Source organism: Reyranella sp., assembly GCF_044224635.1.
In the GTDB taxonomy this organism is placed as follows: domain Bacteria; phylum Pseudomonadota; class Alphaproteobacteria; order Reyranellales; family Reyranellaceae; genus Reyranella.
On record NZ_JBGAKA010000011.1, the window covers coordinates 87,822 to 109,605 of the forward strand.

Sequence of the window (21,784 nt, forward strand, 5' to 3'; positions counted from 1 at the left end):
CCGAGGCAACGAGCGGAGTGGAAAAATGTCGGACACAGAGCTTGCGTCGAAGTCGGAGCCGGAGGCCCGGTTGGAGTTGGTCCAGGGCGGCAGACGTCGCCGGTCGTGGAGCGCTGCGGAGAAGGCGCGGATCGTCGGGGAGACCATGTCTGGCGAGGCGTCTGTAAGCGCGGTAGCGCAGCGTCACGGGTTGACGGCGCAGCAGCTGTACGGGTGGCGTCGGCGGTCGGGAATCGAGCGGCCAGCAGGGCACGAGGAGCTGGGCTTCGCGGCGGTGCTGGTGGCACGGTCGGCGATCGAGATCGAGCTTAGCGGGATGACGATCCGTGTGGCGCCCGGCATCGACGGGGCGACGCTGCGGGAGGTGCTGCAAGCGGCGAAGGCGGTGTCGTGATCGTCCCGTCGGGAGCGGTGCGGGTGCTGGTGGCGACGCAGCCGATCGATTTTCGCAAGGGCATGGATGGCCTGGCGGCGCTGGTTCGCGATCGCCTCTCGAGCGATCCGTTCAGCGGGGTGATCCATGTGTTCCGCAGCAAGCGGGCCGATCGGCTGAAGCTGCTGCTATGGGACGGCAGCGGCGTGGTGCTGCTGAGTAAGCGGCTCGAGCAGGGCTCGTTCCGCTGGCCGTCGATCGGTGACGGGGTGATGCGGCTCTCGGCGTCGCAGTTGTCGGCATTGCTCGAGGGTCTCGATTGGACTCGGGTGAGACCGGTGCGCGTGCGCACGCCGAGCGCGGTGTCGTGACCTGCCTGTGCGAAGCCGAAGTGGCGTCGCTTCGGTGGAGGCAGGGCAGCGACAAGTTGACTCACCTTGTGTTCGCCGAGCGACAACAACCCCAAGATGTGGTGTACTCGGGCCGTGAACGAGCCACTTCCCCCCGACATCGAGGAGCTGCAGGCGGAGCGGCAACGACTCGCGGCAATGGTCGAGGCACGCGACCAGGAGATCGAGCGGCTGACGGCGATCATCAAGGCGCTGCAGCGGCATCGCTTCGGGCAGCGCTCCGAGCAGCTCGATCCCGACCAGCTGCAGCTGGCGCTGGAGGAGGTCGAGCAGGCCGCGTCGGCCGCCGAGGCGGTCCAGGACAAGAGCCAGCCTGCGGCGTCGCCGAGGTCGGGGCAGCGCCGCAAGATCAACCGCGGCAGCCTGCCCGAGCACCTGCCGCGCGAGGAGGTGGTGGTCGACGTCGCCGACAAGCAGTGCGCCTGCTGTGGCGGGTTGAAGGTCTGCATCGGCGAGGACGTATCGCAACGGCTGGACCGGGTGCCCGCGCAGTTCAAGGTGATCGTGACGCGTCGGCCCAAGTACGCCTGCCGGAGCTGCCAGGGCGAGGTCGCCCAGGCGCCGGCGCCGGAGCGGCTGATCGAGAACGGCCTGCCGACCGAGACGCTGGTGGCGCAGGTGCTGGTCGCCAAGTACGCCGACCACCTGCCGCTTTATCGCCAGGCGCAGATGTGGGCCCGCCAGGGCGTGCTGATAGACCGCTCGACCCTGGCGGATTGGGTTGGACGCAGCGCCTTCGTGCTGACGGCGGTGTACGACCGGCTGCTCGAGAAGCTTCGCAGCTCGACCAAGCTGTTCGCCGACGAGACGACGGTGCCGGTGCTCGACCCCGGGCGCGGTCGCACCAAGACGGGCCAACTGTGGACCTATGCGCGCGACGATCGACCGTGGTGCGGCAGCGATCCGCCGGCGGTCGTCTACGTCTATGCGCCGGATCGCAAGCATGCACGCCCGGGCCAGCATCTCGCCGGGTTCAGGGGCACGCTGCAGGTCGATGGCTACGGCGCCTATCGCGAGCTGGCATCGGCCGGTACGGTGGAGCTCGCTTTCTGCTGGGCGCACGTGCGACGGCATTTCTACGACCTGCAGGCCTCCGACACGCCCGCGCCGATCGCCAGCGAGGCGCTCGCCCGTATCGCCCCGCTCTATGCCGTCGAGACCGCGTGCCGCGGGCAGTCGGCCGAGCAGCGCCGCCGCATGCGCCAACTGCGCAGCAAGCCGATCCTCGAGGCGCTCAAGCCCTGGCTCGAGCGCCAGCTCGGCCTGGTGTCGGGCAAGTCCAAGCTGGCCGAGGCGATCCGCTACGCGCTGTCGCGCTGGCAAGGCCTCTGCCGCTTCCTCGACGATGGCCGCATCGAGCTCGACAACAACGTCGTCGAGCGCACCATCCGGCCGATCACTCTCGGAAGAAAGAACCACCTGTTCGCCGGGTCCGATGGCGGCGGCCAGCACTGGGCCGTAATCGCCTCGCTCGTTGCAACCTGCAAGCTCATCGACGTCGATCCCTACGCATACTTGTCCGACGTGCTCACCAGGATCGTCGCAAGACATCCCATGAGCCGCATCGACGACCTCTTGCCCTTCGCCTACGTCAAGCCGAAACCGCTCGATCGCGCCGCGGCCTGACAACATCGCTTACTCCCTTTCGAATTATCGAAGGGGTATGGGAATCGGCCAGATTTTATCTTGAACGCGTCGTCGGACTGATCGAGGGAATGCCCCAATGTAGCCCCTACGATGAATGGCGGGACAGCATTTACGCCCTGTTAAGTCTTTCAGACTTAGCCTGTGAACGAGCGGAACTCTCCCGTTATCAGTCCGGTGGCGAAACGCCCGCCAAGGCGATTCCGCGGACACTCCTGATGGATGTTGACGGACTAGGCTCGCGTGTTTGGTTTACCGAGATAGATCTCAAGAGTGCCGGCATCGATGTAGACCATCTCGCTAACTTTTTCTTCAATTTCGAAGAGCGCCGTGGACTTCTTGCGCAAAGCATCGGCCACACGTTTCTGGAGCGCTACCCAGTTGCTCGTCGGAAGCACGAATTTTTCCTCGTCCTGCCCACTGCCATATCGCTCGCCATTCGACGCTTCGTGGTGGAGATGATGGATCGTTCTGGGCTGCGACCAGCGATGCTCGCCGCACTCGCTAGGGACTATTCGGACCTGTTTCGCGATGTCAACCTCTTGGGCGGTCCTCGTGGCGCCGATCTCGAGTTTCGAATGACGGAGAACGGCTACTTCGCCGGCGTGACGTCAAAGGTGGACCGAGGTCGATTGCTCAATCTTCTTTTCGTAATGGACAATCTTGCAGGGTTCGAGACTGACAGTTTTGCAGGATCGAATCCTGATTCGATGGCGGTGGCAGATGACGTCGATAGGTTCATCAACCATGCGGAATGCCTTGCGAAAGCTGACCCAGACTTCCAACAAGGAACGACGCTGATCGTGGGGTGCGGTTTCGGCCGCGGAGTTAGTTACGCGCTCAACAATGTTGATCGAGCAGACTGGCGGATAGAGATGATCAGCGCGCCGGACCTCTGCACGTTAAGCTCGACGCCCGACTTCAAGCCGCTCTCACTGTGGCGAATTCTCGATGCTCGAGACGAACTCGAACGTCAGGGGCTGCAGCTTCACAACATCAATGGTCTTCTAAATCTCGTTGCTTGGGCCAGGACGCTGAATGGTCATCTCGTACCGCACGGCGAGCTTCCAGATGACTTCGTGGAATCCAGCGCCAGCACGTTTCTCATGGTCAACCAAAACAACCTCCTTGAACTGCGAGAGCTGGTTGCAAGACTGTGGGATGCCCACATGCAGCGAGACCTAACAGGCCGTTGGGTGAAAGTGCGGCGGGAGGGTCACTCGTTCTTCGAAGAGGATAAGACGAAGCCGCTCTACGCAAGCGAAGAGCAACGCGCGGGTGTTTTTGAAACATCGATCCGCGCGTGGTGGTGCGACGTCGAAGTGCCTGAGAACGTACGGGACTCTATGGGTTACCCACGCTGGCAGACGTCGACGGTTTGGTTGGCCCGTGCGGCACCTGTGCTCGAAGATGTTTTCCATAACCTTCCAGCCGGGGCGTTGCTGTGGCGCACAATCTACGAGGGCGACCTTTCAAATATTGGCCATGATGAAGTACCGCTTGAGTACGACGAAGCCGTTGCTGAGCTCAGAGTCACTATCGATCGCGAACGGCGGCGAATCTTGGTGCACGCTTCGCGTAGGTACGAACTTGCCCACTTGAGTTCAGACAACAGAGCTGAGCGCGCGCTTGTCGCTGCCCTGGTCGAGGGAGCCGCAAAGCTTGCCGGTCGAGAGTTCGAGGCGCTCCAGCGCGAAGCGGTCGTTGATCGGATCGTGCGTAGCCCATTGGCACGACAACAGCATGTCTTCACCAATCCAACTCTGCGGGACTACGTACAAGGATCGTTAACAGAACGGGTTACCGTCATTGATCAGCTAGACGACGCTGCGTCGAAGTTGGGTCTGGGTTGGAAAGTCCGAACCCGCGCGGACGGCGCGTGGATTCTGGGGAAATCCGAGACGACCCAGTTCTTGAACAAGCTTGTATCGGCACTTCAGGATGACCTGGCAACGGATCTTCGGCAGTTCGAACGAAGCTCCCTCTTGAACATGATATTGCGGAATCACGAGGCGGCCGCCGTTGACCGTGCTCACTGGCACCGCACTACAGCTGCTGTCGTCGCATTGCACAACGACGAGGCCGCGGCTCGCGAAACGATCTCGCGTTACGAATTCAGGCTGAACGCTGTATTCCAATCATGCCGGATATTGGCGGAGTTCGCGATCTGCGAATGTCCTCTTACCAGGGGGCGATATCCGGGAGTCCTCGATCTCGCTCGACTGATGACTCGGGCGGCCAACCTCTTCAACATTGGCGGGTGGTCCGACGCGATCCGCTGGGATGTGATGGAACCTCGCCTCAGGGTCACACCTCTAGGTGACGTGCATGCGAACTGGGACTTTGTGAACGAGGTCGTGGAACCGTTCTTACTTGCTGCGGCCGACCTGCGCTTGGACGACGCGATCAAAGAGTACCCCAAGAATCTCGAGAAGCGCAAAGTCGTCGCCTCGCTCGCAGATGCTTTCGAGCCGGAGTTCCTATCGGCGTTCGAAGAAGAATTCGGCGTAACCATCGATCATATGCGGACCTTCGTCGAGTTCGTCGAAGACATCGCAGTTCGATCGAAGCGAGCCGTCGTGATGTTGCCTCGAAGCAGCCTTCTCACGGTGAAGACGGACATCGGCGAGCTTGACGAGGAAATTGCTAGACGGATCGTTAACGCGCTGACGCTTGAAACTCGTCCTTTATGGAAAGCTACTCCATCTGGATACGATGACCGAGATCGTTTCCCTTGGCGGTTTCGTAGGCGCCTAACGATCCTTCGAAGGCCGCTGCTGCAGATCGATCATAAAGAGAATCCGACGATTATCATGTCGCCCGCCATAGTGCGGGAGGCCTTCGCCTATTCCGTGAGCAACTTTCATAGAGGGAGTTTCCCGAACTATCAATTATCTCTCGGCATGCGGAAGTGGGCAGGAAGAATTGCCGACACACGTGGGCGGCAGTTCGCTGAAGATGTAGCACGTAGATTGAACGAGCTCGGATGGAAGACCGAGGTAGACATCCAAATCACCAAACTACTGCACCAGAGATTTGATCGAGACTTCGGCGATATCGACGTTCTAGCTTGGAACCCAACCTACAGAAGAGTTCTCGCTTTGGAGTGCAAAGACGTCCAGTTTCGGAAGACTTACGGCGAAGTAGCGGAGCAGCTATCCGACTTCCGGGGTGAGCTACGGGCAAACGGAAAGCCAGACTATCTGCTCCTTCACCTCAACCGGATGGAACTCATCTTCCAACACCTTCCGAAGGTAGCGGCCTATCTCAAATGGGAGGTTGTAGACACTATCGAGAGTCACCTTGTGTTTCGCAATCCGGTCCCTATGTCATTTGCGCTTAACCGCCTTCGCGAACGAGTCACAGTTAGTCTCTTCGACAACTTGGAGAAGATTTAGCTGTGTATCCTGGACTCCATGGCTGCACCAGCGCGACCTCCGACGAGGTCGACGGGGTGGTGGCCCCGTGTGCGCGGCTTGGGGCTCGCGCTCGGAGGCTGCTGCAGCGCATCGCGCCGGTCGACTACGCCAACGCTCACGGCACCGCCACACCGAGCGGCGCCTAGGAGTGGAACGTGAAAGCCGGAGGCCGACCCTATGACTGTTGACGCCAATTCGTTGCACGACTCGGCGATCGTCATCGATGCGGTCTGTCCGCTGCTGATGGAATCACGCCATCTCCAGCTCTATCGCCGCGGCGGTGCGACCGCGGTGGCGCCGACGGTCGGCGGCTCGGAGAATGCGGAAACCGCGCTGCGCACGATCGGCCGCTGGATCAAGCTGATCCGCAATACCGGCGATCTCGCCCTGGTCCGGTGTGCAGCCGACATCGACGCGGCCAAGCGTGACCGTCGCCTCGGCATCATCCTGCATTTCCAGGGCACTGATCCGATCGAGGACGACGTCGACCTGATCGACGCCTACAAGAGCCTGGGCATCGGCATGGTCCAGCTGACCTACAACGTCAGGAACCGCGTCGGCGACGGCTGCAAGGAACCGGGCGATGCCGGCCTCAGCCGCTTCGGCCACGACGTGGTCAAGCGGCTGAACGAGGCACGCATCGTCGTCGATTGCTCGCACACCGGCTATCGCACCACGATGGACGCGATCGAGGCTTCGAGACGCCCGACCGTGTTCTCCCACGCCGGGGCCTTCAGCGTTCATCCGTCGCCGCGCAACATCACCGACGAGCAGATCAAGGCGGTGGCGGCGACCGGCGGGCTGGTCGGCGCTGTGGGATATCCCGCCTTCGTCGCGAGCGGCCCCCGGCCGACGCTCGACCAGTTCATCGCCCACATCGATCACATGGTTAGCCTGGTCGGCATCGATCACGTGGCGCTCGGCATCGACTACTTCACCGGCCAGCATCCGATCGCCAGCGACGACGCGGCGGCAGCGCTCTACCAGCGCCTGGTCGACAGCGGCCGGTGGAGCCCGAAGAGCTATCCGCCGCCGCCGTATTATTTTCCGTCAGGCATCGAGACACCGGAGGGTCTGCCAAACCTCACGCGCCGCCTGCTCGAGCGCGGCTACCGCGAGGCCGATGTGCTCAAGATCATTGGCGGTAACTGGGTCCGCGTCTTCCGCGAGGTCTGGGGCGAATAGGACGACGCGTGATAGGCTCGCGTCCCATGCGCGCCCTCATCTCGACCCTGGTCGCCTCCTGCCTGTTGCCCGGCCTCGCCGCGGCTGAACCGCTGACGCCGTTGAGTTTCCGGTCGGCCCTGGAAGTGGCCAAGGTCTACGCCGCCGACCGCACCCTGGTCTTCTATTGCTTGGGCCAGGACCCCGAGACGGTTACGTTCACCTACATGATCGTGCACGTGGAAATCGAGGAAGCCCTCGTCAAGCTGCGCGCCGCCGGCAGCGACGCCAAGCAGAATGCCCAGCTCGTGCAGACCGTGATGACCAACGTGCGCTTCCCGACGCCTGGGAAGTCCGATCCTGCTCTCGATGCCGAATGCAAAGAAAAGAACGTCGCGAACGAGTTCTACATTTTCAACGGCAGCTTCAGCGTCCCTCTCGCCCACCGCCGGCCGTTCAACACGCTGACGCCGTGACTGCCTCGTCGTTCCTGCGCGCCACGAAGCGCGTGAGCAGTACGAACTGCGGAGACCGAAACCTTCATGTCGTCCTGAGCCTGGCGAAGGACCTCATCGCCGCTTGCCGTGAGTGTGCTGTGCCACTAAAGGCGATGAGATCCTTCGCTGCGCTCAGGATGACAGAAAAGATGGGCCTTCATGCAGGGGGGCCCCGCTTCACTCGGCGGCCTCCGCCAGGCGCAGCCGCGCGGTCGCCACCGCGTCGACGGCGCCCGTGGCGGCATCGACCGCCACTCCGTAGATCTCGCGCGCGGCGGCAACGCTGACGACGCCATCGAGCACGTCGCGCGCCACGGCAGCGGGATCGCGCCGTCGCGGATCGCCCCAGCCGCCGCCGCCTGACGATCGCACCTTGAAGACGGGGTCCTTGAGGGAACGCTTGCCGTAGGCGGGCAGGTCGTTCACGAGCTGGCCGGCGCTGGCGATGGTCATGTCGGCGCCGGCGCCCTCGCCGCCGCCGTTGACGCCGTAGGCTGCCGCATAGGTCAGGCCCTCGCTGCGGAACGATTGCACGACGTCGCCGTAGACTTCGGCCTCGTACTCGATACCGCCGCCGCCGCGCCGCTCGCCGGGACCGGCGCTGTCGCAGCGGATTTCGTGGCGATGGATGCGGATCGGGTAGAGCCGCTCGTAGGCCTCGACGTTCGGCACCGTCAGGCCGCCCAACGCGCCCAGCAACCCGACCTGGTGGAAGCCGTCGCGCTCGGCCACCGCGCCGGCGCCCGACAGGGCGTTCCAGTGATAGAGCACATAGGGCTCGCCAGCCGGGTTATGGCCCGTGCTGATGCCATGCACGGTCTTGCCCCAGCCGGCGCAGGCGCGCCGGGGGTCCGCCTTGGCCAGGGCCTTCCAGATCGCGTGAACGATCTCGTGGCCCATGTACATGGTGCTCATCGTCTGCGGCGCAGGCGCAGTCGGATTGACCAGCGTTCCCGGCGGCAGGATGAGCTCGGCCGAGCGGAACGTGCCCTCGTTGATCGGAATATCCTCGCCCATGAAGGACGCGAGGCCGACATAGGTCAGCGAATAGGTGTTGGCGAGCGGGCTGTTCTTGAAGCCGCGCATCTGCGGGTCGGTTCCGGTGTAGTCGATCGTCAGCCTGTCGCCGGCAATGGTCAGCTTGACGTGGATGTTGAAGCGACCCGGCGCGAAGCAGTCGTTGTCGGTATGCTCGTCGCCCTCGTAGACGCCGTCGGGCAGCGCGGCGACGACCTGGCGGAAGCGGGCGTCGGCATGGTCGAGCACGGCATCGAAGATGTCGGCGATCACCGTCGTGCCGAGCTCGTTGCCAAGGGTCACGATGCGATCGCCGCCGACTCGCGTCGCCCCGATCATCGCCTGCAGGTCGCCGTCGAGCAGCTCGGGCGTGCGGCTGTTGAGCAGCAGCAATTGCCAGACGTCGCGCCGCACCTCGTTCTTCGCGACCACGCGGATCGGCGGCAGGCGGATGCCCTCGTGAAAGATCTCGGTGGCCTCGCCGTTGTAGGTGCCGGGCGCGCCGCCGCCGATGTCGGACTGATGGGCGCGATCGCAGGCGAAGGCGACGAGGCGACCGGCGACGAAGACCGGCGTGGCGATCACCCAGTCGGGCAGATGGTTGCCGCCACCGACATAAGGGTCGTTCATCAGGAAGACGTCGCCGTCGGAGATGTCGTCGCCGAAAGCCGCGATCAGGGCGCGCACCGCAAAGCCGCCGCCGGCGGCGTGTGCGGGCAGGCCTTCGGCCTGGCTGATGATGTGGCCGTCACGGCCGGTGATGAAGCAGGTGAAGTCGTGCGCCTGGCTGAATATCGGGCTCAGCGCCGTCTGCTGCATCACCCAGCCCATCTGACGGCAGATATGGTCGAGGCGGTTTTGCGTCAGCGCCAGGAGAACGGGATCGACGATGCGCTTGTCCATGGGTCACCTCAACTCGATCACGAAGTTGCCCGCACGATCGACACTGACATGGTCGGCAGGGCCGGCATAGAGGGTCATCGTCTGCTCCTCGATGACCAGCGGTCCATCGAGAGCATGGCCGGCGCCGAGGTCGGCCCCCCGATAGACCGGAACGTCGGCCCAGCCGGCATTCCTGTCGATGAAGACGCGGCGCGTCTCGGCGGCGCGCGGCGTGCCGGCCGCCTCGGCGCGCTCGGGCACGGCGAGGGCCGAGGCCGGCACGGTCGCCACCACGCGCAGCGCCGCGATCCGGATCGGGGTGATCGGCTTGATGTGGCCATAGAGCCGCCGGTGCTCCGCTTCGAACCGTCCCTTGAGGCTGGCGATATCGTCATGGGCAGGATCGTAGTCGACCTGCACCGAGCGCATCTGGCCCTTGTAGACGAGGTCAAGCACGCGGCGCAGCGTCGGCGGCGACGCCGCCGCCTCGGCGCCGACCTCCTCGAGTGCCGTCGCGGCGAGCTCGGCGAACGACGCGGGCAGGGCGGCCATCGCCTCGTCGCCCAGCGGCGCATCGAAGACGCGATAGAGATCGTGCCGGATGTCGCTGTCGAGCATGCCGAGCGCGCAGAATGCGCCGGCGTGGCGGGGCACGTAGACGCGCCGGCAACCCAACACTCGGCCGACCGTCGCGCCGTGCATCGGACCCGCGCCCCCGGCGGCGATCAGCGTGTAGCGCGCCGGATTGAGACCGCGCTTGACGCTGATCTCCTCGACGGCGTGCAGCAGGTTCTGCTCGAGCAGCTGCACGATGCCGATCGCCGCCTCCTCGACGTCGAGACCGAGCGGGCCGGCGACGCGCTCGGCGCAGGCGGCACGCGCGCGCACCGGGTCGATCACGACAGAGCCGTCGCCGATCGGTCCGGCCCGCATGCGGCCGAGCACGACCAGCGCATCGGTCGTGGTGGCGTCGCTGCCGCCGCGCCCATAGGCAGCCGGTCCCGGCGCGGCGCCCGCCCCTTGCGGCCCGCAGCGCAGCAGGCCGGCCTCGTCGACCCGGGCGATCGTTCCGCCGCCCGCACCGACCGTATGGATGTCGATCGCCGACAGGCCGACATGATGGCCGCCGATGCCGAAGCCATCGATCAGCTGGGCCCGGCCGGACTGCAGCATGCTGACGTCGCAGCTGGTGCCGCCGATCTCCATGGTGATCAGGTTGTCGCTGCCGCACAGCCGGCCGTAGTAGCGCATGGCGCCGATGCCGGCGGCCGGGCCCGACAGGCAGAGCATGGACGGCGCCCGCGCCACGCGGCTGAGGCCGATGGCGCCGCCGTTGCTCTGGATCAGCGCCACCTCGCCGCCGAATCCCAGGTCGCGCAGCCGCTCACCCAGGGCTTCGAGGTAGGCGATGACGCGGCGCCGGATATAGGCGTCCACGACCGTCGTCGAGCCGCGCTCGTACTCGCCGACGATCGGCGCCAGGCGCGACGACAGGGAGATCGCCATGTGCGGCGCCACGCTGCGCACGATCTCCGCCGCCGCCTCCTCGTGCCGGCCATTGGCATAGGCGTTGATGAAGCAGATGGCGACGGTCTCGACGCCGCGCTGCGCGAACGTCTCGACGGCATCGCGGACATCGTCCGACGAGAGCGGCGCAAGCTCGTTGCCTTGCGCGTCCAGGCGCCCCCGGACGCCGAGGCGGAGATGGCGCGGCACCAGCGGCTCGGCATAGGGCACCCGATGATGCCACGGGTTCTCGCGGATGCTGCGGCGGATCTCGACGCTGTCGCGGAACCCCGCGGTCGTCAGCATGCCGACCTTGGCGCCCTTGCGTTCCAGCACGGTGTTGGTGGCGATGGTCGAGCCGTGCACGAACCAGCCGCAGCCGGCCAGCAGGTCGGGCACGGTCGTGCCGAGCCCGCTGGCCGCGGCGGCAACTGCGTCGAGCACGCCCTGGCTGGGATCGCTCGGCACCGACGGCACCTTGAAGACGTCGATGCTGCCGCCGGGCTGCTCGACGACGAGATCGGTGAAGGTGCCGCCGACATCGACGCCGATGCGGTTGCCGGCGGGGCCACGCTGTATCGAGGCGTCAGGCATGACGGTCACGGCCGATACGGGAATTTCGTGCTGCCGCCGCGGGTCACCGGGACGGGCTTGCCATACTCGCGCGCGTGGCCGAGCTGCGCGAAATAGTCCTTGAAGCGCGGCACGTTGGGATTGCGGTTGCGCTCCTCGAAGTAGGGGAGCAGCGGCGCGTACCAGTCGAAGATGCGCCGCAGCTCCTTCACCGGCTCGTCGGAAATGTCGACGCGCAGGTCGCAGCGCGGGACGATCTGCTCGCCGAACGTCAGCAGGCCGGCCGAGGTCTGGCCTTCCTCCTGGCCGCCGGCGTCGCGCCCCGCCTCGATGGCGCGCAGCAGGCGCACTTCCAGCGCATCCGATTCGCGCTCGTTGAAAACCTCGGCGATCGCCTCGGCCACCTGCGGGCCGGCCAGCACATTGCCCATGGCGACGAAATTCTCGCCCGTGATGTGGCCCGCCCAGGGCATGTTGGCGTCACCGGTGAAGGCGGCGGAGCGGCCGTCGACGTCGACGATGCCGATCTGGCGCTTGCCCGGCCAGTCGTCGCTCGACGTCACCTCGGCGACGACCTTGCGCGGGCTGTAGCCCTGCTCGAGCAGGCGCAGGCTGAACACGCCGAGCCGCGGCTCGGCGACGGCCTGGAAGGCGACCGCCCCGGCGTGCGAGACGAAGGAGCACCGGGTGCCGATGGCCGGCGAGCTGGTCGCAATCGCGATGCCGCGATGGCCGGTCCTCTTGCACCGGCCGACGATCGTGAACGTCATGTCGTTTCCCTTGTCGAAGATGCGTTTTCCGGCAGCGCCAGCAAATCCTCGTCGCGCCAGCCGAACTCGATGGTGTCGCCCACGCCGGCGCCCGCGAGGCCGGGGCTGTCGACGGTCAGCGTCGTGCCGCGGGACTCGATCGCCAGCCGCGTCAGCGCGCCGAGAAAAGATCGCGACCGCACGACACCGCTACCGCGCGCCTGGCCAGCCGGGATCGACGGACCAAGAACGATGGCTTCGGGCCGCACGGCAATCATGACGGCGCTGCCGGCCGGCGCCGGCTTGCCCCTGACAGTGAGCTCGCCCAGCGCCGTCGACACGCGCAGCCCGCCTGACGCCGCCGCGGCGACGCGCCCCGGCAGCAGATTGGTCTCGCCGACGAAGTCGGCGACGTAGGCGCTGGCCGGGCGGCGGTAGATCTCCTCCGGGGTTCCGACCTGGGCAACCCGGCCTTTTTCCATGACCACGATGACGTCGGACAGGTTCATCGCCTCTTCCTGGTCATGCGTCACGTAAATGAAGGTGATGCCGACGTCGCGCTGCAGCGCCTTGAGCTCGCCCTGCATGCGCTTGCGCATCTTGAGATCGAGCGCGCCCAGCGGCTCGTCGAGCAGCAGGACGCGCGGCCGCGTGACCAGCGCGCGGGCGAGCGCCACGCGCTGCTGCTGGCCGCCGGAGAGCTGGCGCGGATATTTCTGCGCCTGGTCGGCGAGGCCGAGATTGCCGAGCATCGCCTCGACGCGCGGGCCGATCTCGGCCTTGGCGAGGCCATCCATGCGCAGCCCGAACGCGACGTTGCGGGCCACCGTCATGTGCGGGAACAGCGCATAGCTCTGGAACACCATGCGGGTGTGACGCCCCGATTCGTCCTTGACGACGGGCTCGCCGGCCACCGCCACCTCGCCGTCATCGGCCTGCTCGAAGCCGCCGATGATGCGGAGCGTCGTCGTCTTGCCGCAGCCCGACGGCCCGAGCAGCGTCACGAATTGCCCGCGCGCGACGTCGAGGTCGACCCCCGCCACCGCCTCGAAGCGGCCGAAGCGCTTGACCACGCCGCGTAGCCGCACGTCGGGCATTTCGACGCTGCTCGCCGTCATCGCGGCCTCATGCCGCCTTCACTTCGTTCCAGATCTCGTTCCAGCGCGACTTGTCCTTGGGAATCTCCTTGAAGGCGAGCCGCGAGACGTTCTTTGGATCGATGCCGAGGTCGGTGACCAGTGCCGGCTCGAGGCGGTCGACGGCCGCCTTGGAGGCCGGCGCGTAGCGCGTCGTGCGGGCCATGAACTCGCCGTACTCGGGACTGAGGGTGAAGTTGGCGTATTCCTGCACCAGCTTCAGCTTCGAGGTGCCCTTGACCGGCGTGATCGCCTCGCTCCAGCCGATGGCGCCTTCCTTGGGCCATACCCAGCCGGCATCGACGCCCGCCTTGCGCAGCGGCGCGATCACGGCGAGGAACGTCCAGGCTGCGACCACCTCGCCCGAGGCCAGCATGTTCTGCACGTCGGCGACGTTCTTCCAGTAGGCGCGCAGCAGCGGCTTCTGCGAGATCAGGAGCTTCTTCACCTCCTGCAGCTCCTTCTCCTCCATGGCATAGGGCTGCTTGATGCCGAGCTTGAGCGCGCCGACGCCGAGCGAGTCCTCGGGCTCGTCGCGCATGGCGAGGCGGCCCTTGTACTTGGGGTCGAACAGGACGTTCAGCGAATCGACGTCCCCCGTCTCCTTCTTGTTGAAGGCGATGGCATTGGCGCCCCACACGAACGGTACGCCGTAAAGCTTGCCGTCGACCGTCCATTGCGGCATGGCGGCGAACTCGGAAAACACCGTCTTGGCGTTGGGCAGGCTTGCCGGGTCGAGCGGCTCGATCAGCCCCGCCTTGGCCGCGGGTGCGATGTAGTTCTGCACCGGCACGATCATGTCGTAGAGCTTGGTGCCGCCGCCGCGCAACTTGGCGACCATCTCGTCCGAGCTGCTGTAGAAGGTCGGCTTGAGATCGATCGAGACCTTCTTCTTGGCGTCCTCGACGAACGGCCCCTCGCCCCACGCCGACCAGGTGAAATAGTTCAGGCTGCGCTCCTGGGCGAAGGCGCGGCCGGCACCGCCGGCCATCGCCGCTGCACCGAGCCCCGCCGCGCCGAGCGCGCGCAGCGCGCCGCGCCTGGACATGCCGGCGGGAAGCAGCAGATTGAGGTCGAGTCTCTCGGTCATGGTCGGTCTCCTGTCGTGTCGAGATTGTTCACTGTCTTGTCTCGGCGGTCGTCCGCGCGCGCCGTATGGCGATTTCCGCCAGCCCCGCCATGACGCAGCTGACGACGATGGTCAGCGTGGCGATGGCGTTGATCTCGGGGGTGATGCCGAAGCGCAGCATCGACCAGATCATCATCGGCAGGGTGTTCTCGGTGCCGGTCGTGAAGAAGGTGACCACGACCTCGTCGAAGGACAGCGTGAAGGAGATCAGCGCCGCGGCGAGGATCGCCGGCGCCAGCAGCGGCAGGGTGATCTCGAGGAAGATCGTCAGGGTGCCGGCGCCAAGATCGCGCGCCGCCTCCTCGACCGATGGATCGAAGCCGACCAGACGCGCCGAGATGATCAGGAAGACGTAAGGGAATGCCACGATCGAATGGCCGGCGATGACCGTCAGCAGCGACAGGTCGGCCTGCACGATGTTGAAGAAGCTCAGCAGGGCGATGCCGAGGATGAGATGCGGCACCATCATCGGCAGGCTCGACGCCGAGCGCAGCACCGTGCGCCAGCGCGCCGCGTAGCGATGGACGCCGGTCGCCATCGCGACGCCGAGCGCGGTCGCCAGGATCACCGTCGCACCGGCCACGATGAAGCTGTTGGCCAGAGCCGCGCGGAAGGTCGTGTTGGCGGCGAGGCGGCCGTACCATTCCAGGGTGAAGCCGCGGATCGGGAAGATGCTGATCTCGGAGGTGTTGAAGGAGAACAGCACGACCAGCACGAGCGGCGCGAACAGGAACAGCAGCACGAGCGCTGTCCACAGCGCGAACAGCGGCGTCGTGGGGAGGCGCCGCGCCACCATCAGGCAACCCCCGCCGGCCGCCCGGCGCGCAACAGGGCAACGGCGGCGAGCAGGATGATGCCCATGATGGCGAGCGCCATCGCCGAACCCAGCGGATATTCGAAGGCGACGCCGAACTGCTGGGCGACGATGCTGCCGATCAGGATGCTGCGCGTGCCGCCCAGCAGCTCGGGCGTGACGAACGAGCCCATCGACGGGATGAAGACGAACAGGCAGCCGGTCGCCACGCCGGGCAGGCTGAGCGGCAAGGTCACATGCCAGAAGGTGCGCCAGCGGCCGCCGCCGAGATCCTTGGCCGCCTCGAACAGGCTGGGGTCGAGCTTCTCCAGCACCGAGTAGAGCGGCAGGATGAGATAGGGCACGTAGATGTGGACCAGCGCCAAGGTGACCGCGAAGTCGCTGTAGAGCAACCACGAGATCGGCTCGCTGGTCAGGCCGACCGCCTGCAGCGCCTGGTTGACCGCGCCCTTGGTGCCGAGGATCAGCATCCAGGCGTAGGTGCGGACCAGGTAGCTGGTCCACAGCGGCAGGATCACGAGGACAAGCAGGGTCACCCGGAAACGACGGGTCTTGCGCGCGAGGTAGTAGGCGACTGGATAGCCGATCAGCAGCGAGATCGCGGTCACCAGCAGCGATACCTTGATGGTCCGCCAGAAGACGTCGAGATAGAGCGGCCTGAACAGCTTCTGGTAATTGGCGAGCGTGAAGTCGGCGACGATGTCGTAGTCGACGACACGCCAGAAGCTCAGCAGCACGATGGTCGCCATCGGCAGGACGAACAAGAGCCCGATCCAGAGGCCAGGCGGAGCGAGGAAGGCCGTGGCGGCGGCGAGGCTCCGGCGGGTCATGAATCGGTTCGGACCGAGGGCTGGTGTGCGGGCGCCGGCGCGGCATGGCCCAACGCACGCGACAGCGCGGCGGCGCCGCGACAGACCATGTTGACGAACTGCGGAACGCGGTCGTCCGTGAGCCGCAGGGACGGCGCCGAGATGACCAGGCTGTACTGCACGTCGCCATCGGCGTTGTAGACCGGGGCGCCGACCGAGCGGGCGCCCGGCGTGATCTCGGCGTCGCTGAAGCCGTAGCCCTGCGCGCGGATGCGGGCGAGCTCGCCGCCAAGCGTCGCAGCCGCCACCAGCGTCCGGTCGGTGAAGCGCGGCAGTGGCCCGGCCGACAGCAGCGATTCGATGAAGCGTTGCGGCTGGAACGCCAGGATGACCTTGCCGACGCAGCCCGCGTTCAGCGGGAAGCTCTCGCCCGGCCGGATGGTGAATCGCATCGACTGCGGGCTGTCGACATTGGCGAGGCAGACGCCGTGATCGTCCTGCAGCACGCACAGGCTGACCGTTTCCTGGCTCGCTTCGACCAGCTGCTGCAGCACGGGGCGGGCTATCGCCAGCACGTCGTAGGATTGCTCGGCGCGGCGGCCCAGCGAGACCATCGCCGGCGCCAGCCGGAACCGTCCCGTGCGCTCGTCCTGCCGCAGCAACCCGCCGCTGGCCAGCGTCACCAAGAGGCGATGCACGACGCTCTTGTGCAGCCCGAGCTCGCGGCCGAGAGAGGCGGTCGACCATTCGTCGGCCGAGCCGAACGCCCGCAGCACCGAAACGGCGCGCTGAACGGACTGGATCTCACCCGGAATGGCCATTGCTCTTGTCGTCTCACGATGTGAGACGTCGTCTCACTATCGGAAGCATACGAAGTGAATTGCCGCCGTGTCAAACAGATGACGGCGGCGGGTGGGTTTAGAGAATGATGTCCATCGTGGTGGCGAAGGCGCCGGTCTCGACGCCCGGGGCGGGCGCCAGCTTCATCTCCACCAGGGCGCGCTGACGCGGGTCGCGGATGCCGCGGAATACGCCGTCGCGGTCGTTCCCCGTATCGCCGGCGATGTAGAACTGGCTGGTCAGCAGGCGGCCGGCTGAGGTCGCAACCTTGACATGGATGTGCGGCGAGCGGCCGGCATAAGCGACCGGCTTCAGGGTTCGGAAGCTGTATCGTCCGTCGCCCGAGACCAGCATCCGTCCGTAGCCCTGGAAAGCTGAATCGCGCCGCTCGCGGCCGGGCTGGCGCGGATGGTCGTAGAGGCCCTGCGCATCGCACTGCCAGATCTCCATCAGGGCGCCCTGGATCGGCTTGCCGTCGAGATCGAGCACGCGGCCTTCGAGGTGCAGCACCGTGCCCATCGCCCGCGCCGCCTGCCCGCGCACCTGGACGAGGTCGTTGTCCATGTCGGCGGGGAAGGCCGTCGGATAGAATGGCCCTTCGGTCTGGCCGGGCGTGGCGAGGAGGCCCGCGGCGTTGGCGCCGAGCGGCAGCAAGCTCGCACCGGCGGCGGCGAGCAGGAGACGGCGGGAAGCGATGGATGACGTCATGCCAGGGAGGTGGTGCCCGTCGGGTCAGGCCGCAAGCAGCATGGCGCGACCCCGCCTCGTTCGCCTCCCCGTCATCGGCCACGCAGTGGATGCATTTCAAACTCCTCCTCCGATTACGGGCAGGGCGTTCGCATATGGGCGCTCTCTCACTCTCCTCCCCAAGCGTAGCTTGGGGAGGTGTCGCCGTCTTCGGCGACGGAGGGGTCATGAGCCCCGGGACTGAGGCTCATGACCCCTCCGCCCCGTATGACGGGGCACCTCCCCAGCGAAGCTGGGGAGGAGAAATGAGGGCGCGTCGATATGCGAATGCCTGCGATTTACCGGGAGTCGGAGAGGGGCGTGGGCGACGAACCATCTCGCTCTGCGCCAAACGAAAACGGCGGCCCGAAGGCCACCGTTCTTGTTTCCGGTCGATGTGCTACTCGCCCGCCGCCGGAGCTGGCGCGGCCTGCTCCTCGCGCGGCTTGTTCGAGATGTCCTCGCCGGTCGCCTGGTCGACCGCCTTCATGCTGAGGCGGACCTTGCCGCGGTCGTCGACTCCCAGCACCTTGACCTTGACCTGGTCGCCTTCCTTGATGACGTCGGTCACCTTGGCGACGCGGCGCGGCGCCAGCTCGGAGATGTGCACCAGGCCATCGCGCGCGCCCAGGAAGTTCACGAAGGCGCCGAACTCGACGGTCTTCACGACCTTGCCGTTGTAGATCACGCCGACTTCCGGCTCGGCGACGATGCCCTTGATCCAGTCGATGGCGGCCTGGCCGGCCTTGGCGTCGACCGCCGCGACCTTGATCGTGCCGTCGTCCTCGATGTCGATCTTGGTGCCGGTGGTCTCGGTGATCTCGCGGATCACCTTGCCGCCGGTGCCGATCACCTCGCGGATCTTGTCCTTGGGGATGGTGAACTGGGTGATGCGCGGCGCGTTCTGGCTGACGCCCTCGCGCGCGCCGCCCAGGCCCTTGGCCATCTCGCCCAGGATGTGCAGGCGGCCGTCGCGCGCCTGCGCCAGGGCGACCTTCATGATCTCCTCGGTGATCGAGGTGATCTTGATGTCCATCTGCAGCGCGGTGATGCCACGCTCGGAGCCGGCGACCTTGAAGTCCATGTCGCCGAGATGATCCTCGTCGCCCAGGATGTCGGACAACACGGCGTAGCGCTCGCCCTCCTTGATCAGGCCCATGGCGATGCCCGCCACCGGCCGCTCGAGCGGCACGCCGGCATCCATCAGCGACAGCGAGCCGCCGCACACCGAGGCCATCGACGACGAGCCGTTGCTCTCGGTGATCTCCGACACGACGCGGATCGTGTAGGGGAACTTGTCCTTGGACGGCAGCAGCGGACGGATGGCGCGCCAGGCGAGCTTGCCGTGACCGATCTCGCGACGGCCCGGCGAGCCCATGCGGCGCACCTCGCCGACGGCGTAGGGAGGCATGTTGTAGTGCATCATGAAGTGCTCGCGGTACTCGCCCTCGAGCGCATCGATGATCTGCTCGTCCTGGCCGGTGCCGAGCGTCGCCACGACCAGCGCCTGGGTCTCGCCGCGGGTGAACAGCGACGAGCCGTGGGCGCGCGGCAGCAGGCCGACCTCGGCCACGATCGGCCGCACCGTCCGCGTGTCGCGACCGTCGATGCGCTTGCCGGTGTCGAGGATGGCGGTGCGCACCACATCGGCCTCGAGATTGCCGAACTGCTCGCCGAACGCGGCGAGCTCGGCGTCCTTGCCCTCGAACAGCTTCTTGGCCTCGGACTTGACCTCGCCGACCTTGGTCTGGCGGGCGAGCTTCTGGGTCTCGGCATAGGCCTCAGTGAGCTTAGCCCTCATCTCGGCCTTCAGCGTCGCGGCCACCGTCCCGGAAGCTTCCGACGGATCGGTGAGCGGCAGCGGCTCCTTGGCGCAATGCTCGGCGAGCTGGATGATCGCCTCGATCACCGGCTGGAACGAGCGATGACCCTCCATCACGCCGGTCAGCATGACCTCTTCCGAGAGCTCCTTGGCCTCGGACTCGACCATCAGCACGCCTTCGGTGGTGCCGGCGACGACGAGGTCGAGGACGCTCTTCTCGGTCTCCTCGAGCGTCGGGTTGATGACGTACTTGCCGTCGATGTAGGCGACGCGCGCCGCACCGATCGGGCCCATGAACGGAACACCGCTGATCGTCAGCGCGGCCGAGGTGGCGACCAACGACACGATGTCGGGATCGTTCTCCATGTCGTGCGCCAGCGTGGTGATGACGACCAGCGTCTCGTTACGGAAGCTCTCGTGGAACAGCGGCCGGATCGGCCGGTCGATCAGACGCGAGGTGAGGACTTCCTTCTCGGAAGGCCGGCCCTCGCGCTTGAAGAAGCCGCCAGGGATCTTGCCGGCGGCGAACGCCTTCTCCTGGTAGTTCACCGTCAGCGGGAAGAAATCGAGGCCGGGCTTGGGGCGCTTCTCGAACACCACGGTGGCCAGCACCGTCGTGCCGCCATAGGTCGCCAGCACGGCGCCATCGGCCTGCCGGGCAATCTTGCCCGTCTCCAGCACCAGCTTGCGGCCGGCCCATTCCACTTCCTTGCGGAACACCTGAAACATATCACTCATATCCATCTTTCCTTTCCTGCACGGCCGTCCACCCCCGTATGGCGGCTGCCGCCCACCGGCGCCCTTGCGCCAGCAGGACCGGGCCGGGCCTTTGCTCTCGCCCCTGCCCTCCCGGTTACTGCGAAGTCGCCTCGGCCGGCCGAACGCGACGGGGACCGGCGATGCGACGCGAAAAGGCCCCGCTCCCTCGTGTCGAGGGAGGCGGGGCCTTGGTTCAACGCCTGAGACCCAGGCGCTCGATCAACGAATCGTAGCGCTTGTTGTCCTTGGCCTTGAGATAGTCCAGCAGGCGCCGACGCTGGCCAACCAGCTTGAGCAGGCCGCGACGCGAATGATGATCCTTCGCGTGGCCCTTGAAGTGCTCGGTAAGGTTGGAAATCCGTTCGCTCAGGATCGCGACCTGGACTTCCGGCGAACCGGTGTCACCCTCGGCCTGGGCATAGGACTTGATCAGCTCCGCCTTGCGGACGGCTGTGATCGACATCGGGACTCTCCATAGACTTAAAGGTTGAACACGCGCACCGGCTTGAGGGAGGCGCCGTCACTCTCGACCAGCGCCACCAGCCTGCTGCCCGTCTCGGCGCGACTGAGCGTGCCAGAGGGCGGTGCGTCCCGGGTCAAGAGAACGGGTTGGCCGTGGCGCAACCGATCCGCTTGGGCTTCCGTCAGGGCCAGCGCCGGGATGTCGTCCAGCGCGGTCGCGACGGGAGCCAGGGCCCCGAGAAGCGCGGGAATATGCCCGAGGGCCTCCAGTTTGGAAAGCGAAATGGCCGCCGCCTCCCGGAACGGTCCGGCGGCGGTCCGACGCAGGGCCGAGAGATGCCCAAGCGTGCCCAGCGCGACCGCAAGGTCGCGCCCCAATGACCGGATATAGGTGCCCTTGCCGCACGCGACCACGAAATCTGCGTGATCCGGGTCGGGCCGGGCCAGCAGCTCCAGCCGGTCGATGCGCACGCGACGGGGCGCTAGATCGACCGCCTCGCCGCGGCGGGCCAGGTCGTAGGCGCGCTGGCCCTCGATCTTGAGAGCCGAGAAGGTCGGCGGGACCTGTTCGATGTCGCCTACGAAGGTGGGCAAGGCGGCCCGGATGGCCTCGTCGGTCGGGCGCACGTCGCTCACTGCGGTGACCTCGCCTTCGGCGTCCTCGGTGGAGCGTGCCTGGCCGAAGCGCAGGGTGAAGCGGTACTCCTTGGCGCCGTCCATGACGAAGGGCACGGTCTTGGTCGCCTCGCCAAGGGCGATCGGCAGCACGCCGCTCGCCAGCGGATCGAGCGTGCCGCCATGACCGGCCTTTCGGGCGCCGTACAGGCGACGCACCTTGCCGACCGCCGGCGTCGATCCCAGCCCGACCGGCTTGTCGAGGATCACCCAGCCATCGACCTTCTCACCCTTTGCCCTGCGTGCCACTGCGTCCTCGCTTACGATGGCGCGCAAACTCGTGCCTCGGTTGGCCACCTTTCTCTCCGGGCAGATTTCGATGCGATGTTGCAATGACGTGACGCCGTTCAGTCGGTGTGCGACGTTGCTGGACATGGC

Annotated in this window: 18 protein-coding genes; 6 read left to right on the top strand and 12 right to left on the bottom strand. The window is 66.2% G+C overall.

What is annotated here, in order from left to right; all coding sequences use genetic code 11:
* The first annotated feature begins 25 nt into the window (after positions 1-25).
* The 6 genes from ACILR9_RS12745 to ACILR9_RS12770 all read left to right on the top strand — a co-directional run bounded on the left by ACILR9_RS12745 (position 26) and on the right by ACILR9_RS12770 (position 7,486).
* Positions 26-394 (top strand): transposase, encoded by a 369-nt coding sequence (locus ACILR9_RS12745; protein WP_395708491.1) that lies wholly within the window; start codon positions 26-28, stop codon positions 392-394.
* Complete coding sequence (tnpB, locus tag ACILR9_RS12750; RefSeq protein ID WP_395708492.1) at positions 391-744, top strand: IS66 family insertion sequence element accessory protein TnpB; 354 nt, start codon at positions 391-393, stop codon at positions 742-744. The genes ACILR9_RS12745 and tnpB overlap by 4 nt, the downstream gene beginning before the upstream one ends.
* 177 nt (positions 745-921) lie before the next feature.
* A complete protein-coding gene (gene tnpC / locus ACILR9_RS12755; RefSeq protein WP_395708515.1) occupies positions 922-2,409 on the top strand; it encodes an IS66 family transposase in 1,488 nt (495 codons plus the stop codon).
* A gap of 236 nt (positions 2,410-2,645) precedes the next feature.
* A complete protein-coding gene (locus ACILR9_RS12760; RefSeq protein ID WP_395710308.1) occupies positions 2,646-5,825 on the top strand; it encodes a hypothetical protein in 3,180 nt (1,059 codons plus the stop codon).
* Between the two features lie 198 nt (positions 5,826-6,023).
* A complete protein-coding gene (locus ACILR9_RS12765; RefSeq protein ID WP_395710309.1) occupies positions 6,024-7,031 on the top strand; it encodes a dipeptidase in 1,008 nt (335 codons plus the stop codon).
* A 26-nt stretch (positions 7,032-7,057) separates the two neighbouring features.
* Positions 7,058-7,486 (top strand): hypothetical protein, encoded by a 429-nt coding sequence (locus ACILR9_RS12770; RefSeq protein ID WP_395710310.1) that lies wholly within the window; start codon positions 7,058-7,060, stop codon positions 7,484-7,486.
* Between the two features lie 198 nt (positions 7,487-7,684).
* On the opposite strand, the gene ACILR9_RS12775 is transcribed toward ACILR9_RS12770, so the two are convergent.
* The 12 genes from ACILR9_RS12775 to truB all read right to left on the bottom strand — a co-directional run bounded on the left by ACILR9_RS12775 (position 7,685) and on the right by truB (position 21,781).
* Positions 7,685-9,427 (bottom strand): hydantoinase B/oxoprolinase family protein, encoded by a 1,743-nt coding sequence (locus tag ACILR9_RS12775; protein ID WP_395710311.1) that lies wholly within the window; start codon positions 9,425-9,427, stop codon positions 7,685-7,687.
* Between the two features lie 3 nt (positions 9,428-9,430).
* Positions 9,431-11,506, bottom strand: a complete 2,076-nt coding sequence (locus tag ACILR9_RS12780) for a hydantoinase/oxoprolinase family protein (RefSeq protein WP_395710312.1) — start codon at positions 11,504-11,506, stop codon at positions 9,431-9,433.
* A 5-nt stretch (positions 11,507-11,511) separates the two neighbouring features.
* Entirely contained in the window at positions 11,512-12,255 is a 744-nt protein-coding gene (locus ACILR9_RS12785) for a DUF1028 domain-containing protein (RefSeq protein WP_395710313.1), read from the bottom strand.
* Positions 12,252-13,352, bottom strand: a complete 1,101-nt coding sequence (locus tag ACILR9_RS12790; RefSeq protein WP_395710314.1) for an ABC transporter ATP-binding protein — start codon at positions 13,350-13,352, stop codon at positions 12,252-12,254. Before ACILR9_RS12790 ends, ACILR9_RS12785 begins: the two co-directional genes overlap by 4 nt.
* Positions 13,353-13,359: 7 nt before the next feature.
* Positions 13,360-14,460, bottom strand: coding sequence for a PotD/PotF family extracellular solute-binding protein (locus ACILR9_RS12795; protein ID WP_395710315.1), 1,101 nt, complete (start codon positions 14,458-14,460; stop codon positions 13,360-13,362).
* Between the two features lie 28 nt (positions 14,461-14,488).
* Positions 14,489-15,295: an ABC transporter permease gene (locus tag ACILR9_RS12800; RefSeq protein WP_395710316.1), complete on the bottom strand. Its 807-nt coding sequence runs from the start codon at positions 15,293-15,295 to the stop codon at positions 14,489-14,491.
* Positions 15,295-16,143, bottom strand: a complete 849-nt coding sequence (locus ACILR9_RS12805; protein ID WP_395710317.1) for an ABC transporter permease — start codon at positions 16,141-16,143, stop codon at positions 15,295-15,297. The genes ACILR9_RS12800 and ACILR9_RS12805 overlap by 1 nt, the downstream gene beginning before the upstream one ends.
* Positions 16,140-16,943 (bottom strand): IclR family transcriptional regulator, encoded by an 804-nt coding sequence (locus ACILR9_RS12810; RefSeq protein ID WP_395710318.1) that lies wholly within the window; start codon positions 16,941-16,943, stop codon positions 16,140-16,142. The genes ACILR9_RS12805 and ACILR9_RS12810 overlap by 4 nt, the downstream gene beginning before the upstream one ends.
* Before the next feature lie 97 nt (positions 16,944-17,040).
* Positions 17,041-17,670, bottom strand: a complete 630-nt coding sequence (locus ACILR9_RS12815; protein ID WP_395710319.1) for a protocatechuate 3,4-dioxygenase — start codon at positions 17,668-17,670, stop codon at positions 17,041-17,043.
* 418 nt (positions 17,671-18,088) lie between these two features.
* On the bottom strand, positions 18,089-20,239 hold the full coding sequence (pnp, locus tag ACILR9_RS12820) for a polyribonucleotide nucleotidyltransferase (RefSeq protein WP_395710364.1): 2,151 nt from the start codon (positions 20,237-20,239) through the stop codon (positions 18,089-18,091).
* A gap of 223 nt (positions 20,240-20,462) precedes the next feature.
* Positions 20,463-20,732, bottom strand: a complete 270-nt coding sequence (gene rpsO / locus ACILR9_RS12825; RefSeq protein WP_395710320.1) for a 30S ribosomal protein S15 — start codon at positions 20,730-20,732, stop codon at positions 20,463-20,465.
* A gap of 17 nt (positions 20,733-20,749) precedes the next feature.
* Positions 20,750-21,781 carry a tRNA pseudouridine(55) synthase TruB gene (gene truB / locus ACILR9_RS12830; RefSeq protein WP_395710321.1) on the bottom strand — a complete coding sequence of 344 codons (1,032 nt, stop codon included), beginning with the start codon at positions 21,779-21,781 and terminating at the stop codon, positions 20,750-20,752.
* Between the last annotated feature and the right edge of the window lie 3 nt (positions 21,782-21,784).